The organism is Hydrogenophaga sp. (assembly GCF_028698005.1).
In the GTDB taxonomy this organism is placed as follows: Bacteria; Pseudomonadota; Gammaproteobacteria; order Burkholderiales; family Burkholderiaceae_C; genus Hydrogenophaga.
Genome location: NZ_JAQVEJ010000126.1, coordinates 1 through 8,629, shown reverse-complemented (window position 1 = coordinate 8,629; position 8,629 = coordinate 1). Strand labels below are relative to the sequence as shown.

10 protein-coding genes are annotated in these 8,629 nt (G+C 67.7%); all 10 read left to right on the top strand.

Going from position 1 to position 8,629, the window contains the following annotated elements:
• The coding region (locus tag PHQ87_RS12025; RefSeq protein WP_300234534.1) for a transporter substrate-binding domain-containing protein at positions 1–726 on the top strand (726 nt) is incomplete at its 5' end.
• A gap of 101 nt (positions 727–827) precedes the next feature.
• Complete coding sequence (locus PHQ87_RS12020) at positions 828–1,523, top strand: amino acid ABC transporter permease (protein WP_300234532.1); 696 nt, start codon at positions 828–830, stop codon at positions 1,521–1,523.
• Positions 1,523–2,263: an amino acid ABC transporter permease gene (locus PHQ87_RS12015; RefSeq protein WP_300234529.1), complete on the top strand. Its 741-nt coding sequence runs from the start codon at positions 1,523–1,525 to the stop codon at positions 2,261–2,263. Before PHQ87_RS12020 ends, PHQ87_RS12015 begins: the two co-directional genes overlap by 1 nt.
• Positions 2,260–3,000: an amino acid ABC transporter ATP-binding protein gene (locus tag PHQ87_RS12010; RefSeq protein ID WP_300234526.1), complete on the top strand. Its 741-nt coding sequence runs from the start codon at positions 2,260–2,262 to the stop codon at positions 2,998–3,000. The genes PHQ87_RS12015 and PHQ87_RS12010 overlap by 4 nt, the downstream gene beginning before the upstream one ends.
• Positions 3,001–3,002: 2 nt before the next feature.
• Positions 3,003–4,019 (top strand): 2-oxoglutarate and iron-dependent oxygenase domain-containing protein, encoded by a 1,017-nt coding sequence (locus tag PHQ87_RS12005; RefSeq protein ID WP_300234524.1) that lies wholly within the window; start codon positions 3,003–3,005, stop codon positions 4,017–4,019.
• A gap of 442 nt (positions 4,020–4,461) precedes the next feature.
• Positions 4,462–5,640, top strand: coding sequence for an FMNH2-dependent alkanesulfonate monooxygenase (gene ssuD, locus PHQ87_RS12000; protein WP_300234522.1), 1,179 nt, complete (start codon positions 4,462–4,464; stop codon positions 5,638–5,640).
• A gap of 24 nt (positions 5,641–5,664) precedes the next feature.
• Positions 5,665–6,549, top strand: coding sequence for an aliphatic sulfonate ABC transporter permease SsuC (gene ssuC, locus PHQ87_RS11995; protein WP_300234519.1), 885 nt, complete (start codon positions 5,665–5,667; stop codon positions 6,547–6,549).
• Between the two features lie 31 nt (positions 6,550–6,580).
• The gene (locus PHQ87_RS11990; RefSeq protein ID WP_300234517.1) at positions 6,581–7,555 is read left to right on the top strand and encodes an aliphatic sulfonate ABC transporter substrate-binding protein; all 975 of its coding nucleotides are present in this window, start codon (positions 6,581–6,583) and stop codon (positions 7,553–7,555) included.
• A gap of 4 nt (positions 7,556–7,559) precedes the next feature.
• Complete coding sequence (locus PHQ87_RS11985) at positions 7,560–8,372, top strand: ATP-binding cassette domain-containing protein (RefSeq protein WP_300234514.1); 813 nt, start codon at positions 7,560–7,562, stop codon at positions 8,370–8,372.
• Between the two features lie 39 nt (positions 8,373–8,411).
• Positions 8,412–8,627 carry a molybdopterin-binding protein gene (locus tag PHQ87_RS11980; protein ID WP_300234512.1) on the top strand — a complete coding sequence of 72 codons (216 nt, stop codon included), beginning with the start codon at positions 8,412–8,414 and terminating at the stop codon, positions 8,625–8,627.
• Positions 8,628–8,629 lie beyond the last annotated feature (2 nt).

Sequence of the window (8,629 nt, the reverse complement as noted above, 5' to 3'; positions counted from 1 at the left end):
GAGCTCGTCATCGGCGTGCTCGGCATCGACGAGCCCAACAGCTTCATCGACCCCAAGACCCGCGAGTTCATCGGCTACGAAGTCGATCTGGCCAAGGCCATCGCGGCCAGGATCGGTGTCAAGCCGGTGTTCAAGCAGATCGCCGTGGCGGCCCGCATCCCCGAGCTGCAACAAGGCGGCGTGGACCTGCTGGCCGCCTCGCTGACCCACAACAAGGAACGCGAGGCACAGGTGGACTTCTCGCTGACCACCGTGGTCACCGGCCAGAAGGCGCTCGTCAAGGTCTCCAGCGGCATCAGGAATGTGCCCGAGCTGGCGGGCAGGAAGGTGCTGACCGTCAAGGGTGGCACCCAGGAGCCCAACACCCGGAAGGCTGTGCCGACCGCCGAGGTGGTGACGTTCGAGACCACCCAGCAGGCCTTCCAGGCGCTGCAGCAGGGCAAGGGTGCCGCTTTCGTCAACGACGAGGCGAGCCTGATCGCCGAACACGCCAAGCTGGGTGCCAGGGCCAAGGACTACATCATCCTGCCGCAGAACCTGAGTGTGGAGCCGCTGGCCTTCGGCATCAAGAAGGGCGAGGCCGGTGTCAAGGCGGCCGTGGACGACACCCTGCGCGCGCTGGAGAAGAGCGGTGAAGCCGAGAAGATCTTCCTGAAGTGGTACGGCCCGAACAGCCCGCTCAAGTTCCCGAGCCGCAGCTTCAAGATCGAGACCGACCAGATCTGAGACCGGACCGTCCGTTCCGCGAAGGAACGGGTCTGCTATGTCGCCGGACCGGGGTGCTGCCCAGCAGTGCCCCGGTTTCTCATGACACCCGATGCCGCCGCATGAGCGATTTTGATGTCTCCATCCTGTTGTCGGGGCCCTATCACGAGTTGCTGCTCAAGGGCCTGATCCTGTCTCTGGTTCTGCTGGGCGTCACCCTGTTGCTGTCCCTGCCGCTGGCCCTGCTGATCGCACTGCTGCGGCTGTCGCCACTGGCACCGCTGCGGACCATCGCCTGGCTGTTCGTGGAGTCGATCCGCAACGTGCCGCTGCTGGCGCACATGCTGTTCTGGTACTTTGGCGCGCCCGAGCTGCTGCCCGAGTCCCTGCGGGAATGGCTGTATGGCCATAGCTTCGAAGCCATCGCCGCCGTGGTGGCTCTGACCCTCTACACATCGGCCTACATGTCCGAGGACATGCGCAGCGGCATCCGCGCCGTGCCGCGCGTGCAGTTCGAGGCCAGCCGTGCGCTGGGCCTGGGCTTTCTGGCCAGCCTGCGTCTGGTCGTGCTGCCGCAGGCGCTGCGCGTCACCGTGCCACCGCTGGTCTCGCAGACCCTGAACCTCTGGAAGAACACCAGCATCGCCACCGTGATCGGTGCGGCCGAGCTGATGTACCAGGCCGCCAAGGTCGAGACCGCCACCTTCCGCAGTTTCGAACCGTTCGTGTTTGCCACCGTAGCCTACCTCACGCTGTCCCTGCTGATCACCGGCCTGGGGGCCTGGTATCAGCGGTGCCATCCGGTGAGGGCGATCTGATGACCTTCCTCGAAATGGTGGACACCTACTGGGTGTTCTTCCTCATCGGCCGCTACCCGCACGGCCCGCTCGGTGGTCTGGCGCTGACACTGCTGCTGGCCAGTGCCGCGCTGGTGCTGGCGCTGCCACTGGGGCTGTTGCTGGGCATGTGTCGGGTCAGCCCCTGGCGCCTTGTGCGCTGGCCCGTGACGGCACTGGTGTTCGTGGTGCGTGGCACACCGCTGCTGATGGTGGTGTTCTGGGCCTACTTCTTTCTGCCCAGCATCACCGGCGTGAAGACCGGTCAGTTCACCACCATGCTGCTGGCGCTGGTGGTGTTCGACGCGGCCTACCTGGCCGAGATCGTGCGCGCCGGTATCCAGTCCCTGCCGAAGGGGCAGTCCGAGGCGGCGCGCTCGCTGGGACTGTCGTACCTGGGAACGCTGCGGCTGGTGTTGCTGCCGCAGGCCCTGCGCCACATGCTGCCGTCGCTGGTGAACCAGTTCGTCTCGACCATCAAGGAGACCTCGCTGGGCTACATCATCGGTCTGACCGAGGTGTCCTTCATTGCCACCCAGATCAACACCCAGGTGTTCACGCTGCCGACACAGATCTACCTGATCCTGGCGCTGACCTATTTCGTGCTGTGTTTCGGCCTGTCGCGCCTGGCCTTCCGGCTCGAGCGACGCCTGTCCGAACGCACCCGGCGCCGGCCCGCCGGCAGCGAACCACAGCCCATGACACCGCGAGTGCCCGCATGATCGAATTTCATCAAGTCAACAAGTGGTACGGCACGTACCAGTCCCTGGTGGACGTGTCCGAGCGCATCGAGAAAGGCGAGATCGTCGTCATCTGCGGCCCTTCGGGCTCGGGCAAATCCACGCTGATCCGCACCCTGAACCGGCTCGAACCCATCCAGTCCGGCCGGATCGTGCTCGACGGACAGGACATCCATGCGCGCGGGCTGGATGTGAATGCGCTGCGCTCGTGCATCGGCTTCGTGTTCCAGCAGTTCAACCTGTTTCCGCATCTCACGGCGCTGCAGAACTGCACGCTGGCACCGCTGCGCCTGCGCGGCCTGAGCCGCGAGCAGGCCGAGACCGAGTCGCTCGCCCTGCTCAAGCGCGTGGGACTGGCGCACAAGGCCCATGCCTATGCGTCCGAGCTCTCGGGCGGGCAGCAGCAGCGGGTGGCGATCGCCCGGGCACTGGCCATGAAACCGCCGGTGCTGCTGTTCGATGAACCCACGTCGGCCCTCGATCCCGAAATGGTGGGCGAGGTGCTGGCGGTGATCAAGGACCTGGCGCGTGACGGGCTGACCATGCTGGTGGTGACGCACGAGATGGGTTTTGCCCGCGAGGTGGCCGACCGCGTCCTGTTCATGGACCATGGCCGCATCCTGGAGCGCGCCACGCCGGACGAGTTCTTCAACCGGCCCCGGCACCCGCGCGCACAGCAATTCCTCTCCGACATCCGCTCACCCTTTGTCTCTGCCTGACCATGACCACCGCCGCTTCCCTGCCCATCCTGGACCTGTCCGACTTCACCAGCGGCACGCCCGCGCAACGTGAGGCGTTCGTGACCCGCCTGCGCGAGACGGCGCACCACGTCGGGTTCTTCTACCTCACCGGTCTGGGCATACCACCCGCACAGGTGGAAGAACTGGTACAGACCGCGCGCGCCTTCTTCGCCCTGCCGCCGGCACAGAAGCAGGCCATCCACATGGCGAACTCGCCGCATTTCCGTGGCTACACCCGCGCGGGCGACGAGATCACCCGTGGAGAGCGCGACTGGCGCGAACAGCTGGACATTGGTGCCGAGCGCGCGTTGTGGGCAGGGGCCACCGAACCCTGGCAGCGCCTGCAAGGCCCCAACCAGTGGCCGTCGCAGTTGCCGGCGCTGCGCACCGTGGCTCTGGACTGGCAGGACCGGCTGACCAACGTGGCACGGCAACTGCTGCGTGCGCTCGCCCTGGCCCTCGGGCAGCCAGAAGACCACTTCAATGACGCCTTCGCGGGCGCGCCCATGCTGCACACCAAGGTGATCCACTACCCGGGTCGGGCACCCGGCGCGTCGCGTCAGGGTGTGGGGCCTCACAAGGACTCAGGCTGTCTCACGTTGCTGCTGCAGGACACCGAAGCCGGTTTGCAGGTGCTCGAACGCGAAGGCCCGGGCGAGCCGCGCTGGATCGACGTGCCACCGTTGCCGGGCACGGTCGTGATCAATCTCGGTGAGGTGCTGGAGATCCTCACCCAGGGTTACCTGCGCGCGACCATGCACCGCGTGATCAGCCCGGCATCGGGGATGAGCCGTCTGTCGGTGGCCTACTTCATCAGCCCGCGGCTGGAGGTCTCGCTGGACCCGATCGCGCTGCCACCGGCGCTCGCGGCACAGGCACGGGGCGTGGACGCCGACCCGCTGAACCCGATGGTGCCGCACACCGGGCGCAACCTGCTCAAAGGGAGACTGCGTTCGCATCCCGAAGTCGCCCGGCGCTTCTACGCGGACATCGCATGAAGCCGGGCCGGGAGGCCGTGATCCGGCACCGGTGCTGCGGTGGTCCTGCCCGCTTCTGCTGCTAATTCGGTTTTGTCATAACCAAGTACGAAGTGATTCGTTCCGGTTTGTAGGGGGGCCCTCCATGATCGGGCCTGACATTTTTCAGAGCCCGTTTGTTGAAGGAAGAGGCCCTTTGTCCGTTTTGAAGATCGCCACCGGCCCGGCCGGGTGCCCACGTTCCGTGGTGTACCCGACGGCATGCAGCGTCTGACGTTGCCCCGGCGACGCGCCTCAGAACGCTTTCCTCAACCACTTCACGGCCTTCCGGTTGCCACATCACTGGCAATCGTGGTGGTCGCCGCGCGGGGTCTGGTCGCGCCGTTCCAGCCGGTTCCCCAGGTTCACGACGGGCGCGCGACAGGTACCCGCACAAGAACCATTCCTACCCACGGTTTCCATCATGAGTCTCAACATCTTCTGGTTCATTCCCACCCACGGCGACGGCCGTTACCTGGGCACCGCCGAGGGCGGGCGCGCGATCGACCACGACTACCTGCGGCAGGTGGCGCAGGCGGCCGACAGCCTGGGCTACGAGGGGGTGCTGATCCCCACCGGCCGCTCGTGCGAGGACCCATGGGTCGTCGCGGCCAGCCTGCTGCCGGTGACCCAGCGGCTGAGGTTCCTGGTCGCGGTGCGGCCCGGCCTGCACCAGCCGGCGCTGGCCGCGCGCATGGCCGCCACGTTCGACCGGCTCTCGGGCGGGCGGCTGCTGATCAACCTGGTCACGGGCGGCGACCGCGCCGAACTGGAGGGCGACGGGGTGTTCCTCGACCACGCCGAGCGTTACGCGCAGTCGGCCGAGTTCATCCGCATCTGGCGCGAGATCATTGCGCGCGGCCACACCGGCGAAGCCTTTGACCATGAGGGCCGGCACCTGCAGGTCAAGGGCGCGAAGCTGCTGTTCCCGGCGGTGCAGCGCCCGCACCCGCCGGTGTACTTCGGTGGTTCGTCGGAGGCCGCGCACGAGCTGGCAGCCGAACAGGTCGATGCCTACCTGACCTGGGGTGAGCCGCCGGAGGAAGTGGCCAGGAAGGTGGCCGATGTGCGCCAGCGCGCCGCCCGGCACGGCCGCACGGTGCGCTTCGGCATCCGTCTGCACGTGATCGTGCGCGAGACCGAGGACGAGGCCTGGGCCGATGCCGACCGCCTGATCAGCAAGCTGGACGATGCCACCGTGGCGCGCGCGCAGGCCGCGTTCGCCAAGATGGATTCGGAGGGCCAGCGCCGCATGGCGGCGCTGCACGAGCGTGGTGTCAGGCGTTCCCGCCAGGACCTGGAAATCAGCCCCAACCTGTGGGCCGGTGTGGGCCTGGTGCGTGGTGGCGCCGGTACCGCGCTGGTGGGCAGCCCGCGGCAGGTGGCCGACCGCATCCTGGAGTACACCGAACTGGGCCTGGACACCTTCGTGCTCTCGGGCTACCCGCATCTGGAGGAGGCCTACCGCTTCGCCGAACTGGTCTTCCCGCTGCTGCCGCGCCGGGTGCGCGACGGCTTGCGCGATCAGGCCGCGGCGGCGGCCAACGGCTCCTTCGGCGAGACCGTGGCCAATGTCTACGTGCCGCGTGCCGCCCAGAGCTGACCGAAAGCGCAAGGAGAACTCCGCATGAACACAAGAGTGCAAACGGCCATCCGCGAGCTGCAGGTCGCGCCGGTGCCCGACATCGTCGACGCGCCCGACCGCGCCCTGCTGGCCGGCCTGTCGAACGAGCGCCTGCTGGCCGTGGCCCGGGGCATGGGCCAGCGCCTGCTGCCCTGGCTGCTGCCGGTGCTGCTGATCGCCGGCTGGCAACTGGCCTCGGCGCAGGGCTGGCTGTCCTCGCGCGTGCTGCCGGCGCCGGTGGACGTGGTGGCTGCGTTCTGGCGCCTGGCCGTCTCGGGCGAGCTGTGGGAGCACGTCAAGGTGAGCGCGGGCCGTGCCCTGCTGGGGCTGGCCATCGGCGGCGGCCTGGGTCTGGTGCTGGGACTGCTGACGGGCTCGATCCGCTTCTTCGAGACCTTGCTCGATTCGAGCGTGCAGATGGTGCGCAACATCCCCTCGCTGGCGCTGATCCCGCTGGTGATCCTGTGGTTCGGCATCGACGAGGCGGCCAAGCTGTTCCTGATCGCGGTGTCGGTGTTCTTCCCGATCTACCTGAACACCTTTCACGGCATCCGCAACGTGGACCCGGGCCTGATCGAGATGGGCCGCAGCTACGGCCTGACGCGCTGGGGGCTGTACACGCAGATCGTGCTGCCGGGGGCGCTGTCGTCGATCCTGGTCGGCCTGCGTTTTTCGCTCGGCCTGATGTGGGTGATCCTGATCGTGGCCGAGACCATCTCGGCGCAGGCCGGCATCGGCTACCTGACGATGAATGCGCGCGAGTTCCTGCAGACCGACGTGGTGCTCGTGGGCATCCTGCTGTACGCCCTGCTGGGCAAGCTGGCCGACGTGTTCGCACGTGGCCTGGAGCGCTACTGGCTGCGCTGGCACCCCGGTTACCAGGCCTGAGACCACCACCCACTTCCCGGAATTGTTTGCCATGAACGACTTTTTTCATTCTTCCTTCCCTCGCCGCGCGGCGCTCGGTCTGATCGGCGCGCTGGCCGGCGGGGTCGCGCTGGCGCAGGGTGCCGGCGGGCCGCGCACGGTGCGGCTGGGCTACCAGAAATCGTCCACGCTGATCGCCGTGCTGCGCCTGCAGGGCACGCTGGAAAGGCGGCTGGAGGCGCTGGGTGTCAAGCTCAGCTGGCACGAGTTCACCAGCGGTCTGCCGCTGCTCGAAGCGCTCAACCTCGACAACATCGACGTCAGCGCCGACGTGGCCGATACCGTGCCGGTGTTCGCGCAGGCCGCCGGTGCCCGGCTGACCTTCGTGGCGCAGGAAGCACCGTCACCGACCGCGCAGGCCATCCTGGTGCGCGCCGATTCGCCAATCCGGGGTGTGGCCGATCTCAAGGGCAAGCGCGTGGGCTTTGCCAAGGCCGCCGGCGTGCACTACCTGCTGCTGGCCGCGCTGGACAAGGCCGGACTGTCGTTCGCCGACATCGACCCGGCCTACCTGAGCCCGGCCGATGGCCGCGCCGCGTTCGAGCGGGGCGCGATCGATGCCTGGGTGGTGTGGGACCCGTTCCTTTCGGCTGCGCAGAAGCAGGCCGGCGCGCGTGTGCTGTCCGACGGCACCGGCCTGGCCTCGTACCAGCGCTATTACCTGGCCAGCACGCGCTTCGCGCAGGCGCGCCCCGAGGTGCTGGGTGCGCTGTACGCCGAGCTGGAGCGGGCAGGCCGCTGGGTCAAACAACACCCGAAGGAAGCCGCGGCGCTGCTGGCACCGTTCTGGGGGCTGGATGCCGGTATCGTCGAGCAGGCCAACGGCCGCCGCAGCTACGCGGTGCGCCCGGTGACGCCGCAGAACCTGACCGAGCAGCAGAAGATCGCCGATGCCTTCTTCGCCGAGAAGCTGCTGCCGCGCCGCATCGACGCGCTCGATGTGGCGCTGTTCAAGCCGGAGGCCTGAGACCATGGCCAAGGACAACGCAAAGACACCCACCGGCGTGCGGCTGGAACTGCGCCAGCTCAGCAAGCACTACGGCAAGCGCGAGGTGCTCCGTCGCAACGACCTGGTGATCGAGCCCGGCGAGTTCGTGGCCATCGTCGGGCGCAGCGGCTGCGGCAAGAGCACGCTGCTGCGCCTGGTGGCCGGGCTGGAGAAAGCCACCGGCGGCGAGCTGTTGCTCGATGGCCGGGCGGTGAATGGCCTGAATCCCGACACCCGCATCATGTTCCAGGACGCGCGCCTGCTGCCCTGGAAGCGCGTGATCGACAACGTGGCGCTGGGCCTGCCCCAGGAGCGGCGCCAGGACGCCGAGACGGTGCTGGCGCAGGTGGGCCTGGGTGATCGCCTCAACGAATGGCCCGCGCGCCTGTCGGGCGGGCAGCGCCAGCGTGTCTCGCTGGCGCGCGCCCTGGTGCACCAGCCGCACCTGCTGCTGCTCGACGAACCGCTGGGCGCGCTCGATGCGCTGACCCGCATCGAGATGCACGAACTGATCGAGGGGCTGTGGAAGCGCCACGGCTTCACCGCGCTGCTGGTCACGCACGACGTGCAGGAGGCGGTGGCGCTGGCCGACCGCGTGATCCTGATCGAGAACGGCGCGATCGCGCTGGACGAACGCATCGCGCTGCCCCGTCCGCGCTCGCGCGGCGATGCCGCGTTCGCAGCGATCGAAAAACGCATCCTCGATCGCGTGCTGCAGCAACCCGAAGGCGAAACGTCCGCGCAGGACCTGTCGTGGACGGGCATTCCCGCCCACGGTCTGCGCTGGGCCGTCTGATCTTTTGTTGATTGACCTTTCCTATCTGGAGAAACCACCATGTCCATTCAAGCCATCAACGTGCGCAATCAGTTCCGCGGCAAGGTCCGCGAGATCATCCAGGGCGACGTCGTCTCGGAAGTGGATGTCGAAACCCCCTGGGGCATCGTCACCTCGGTCATCACCACGCGCTCGGTCAAGGACCTCGATCTGCAGGTGGGCTCCGAGGTCGTGGCCCTCGTGAAGTCCACCGAGGTCTCGCTGGCCAAGCTGTAAGC